The sequence below is a fragment of the Pseudoalteromonas sp. AWM4_233 genome (assembly GCF_056158285.1).
In genome coordinates this window covers 5,004-5,404 of sequence record NZ_JBSWSZ010000137.1, presented here as the reverse complement: position 1 = coordinate 5,404, position 401 = coordinate 5,004, and the positions used below count along the sequence as shown (strand labels likewise).

The following is a 401-nucleotide window of genomic DNA, read 5'->3' as shown; positions in this document are numbered from 1 at the left end:
AAGGTTAACGACGGTTAGATTCACCTCTTACACAGCACCTTTACTATTCAGTAGGTTATAGCCGTGCAAACTATGACTTCAATGACCGCTATTTACATCATACCAACGAGGGCAACCGTTTATTGAAGGGTCAACAATACGGTGAAGTAAATGGCATGCCTGTTTATCGTCCTAACTATGAAATGTGGTTTGCGCCGTTAACACCAGACACAGCAATGCAAATTGCCGATTGGGCGACGTACGACGGTAACTCGTTCAATAACACGTTTACAGCCGATATCACAGGCGACTTATTTGAATTACCTGCTGGGGCCGTTTCTTTTGCCGCTTATGTTGAAGCGATGAGGTGCTGTGTAAGAGGTGAATCTAACCGTCGTTAACCTTAGCAATACGTGTTATTG

At 44.1% G+C, this 401-nt stretch carries 1 protein-coding gene; it reads left to right on the top strand.

Features of this window, described 5'->3' with window-relative positions; translation table 11 throughout:
* The first annotated feature begins 122 nt into the window (after window positions 1-122).
* Complete coding sequence (locus tag ACXAC4_RS27325) at window positions 123-380, top strand: hypothetical protein (RefSeq protein ID WP_475168317.1); 258 nt, start codon at window positions 123-125, stop codon at window positions 378-380.
* Window positions 381-401: the final 21 nt, after the last annotated feature.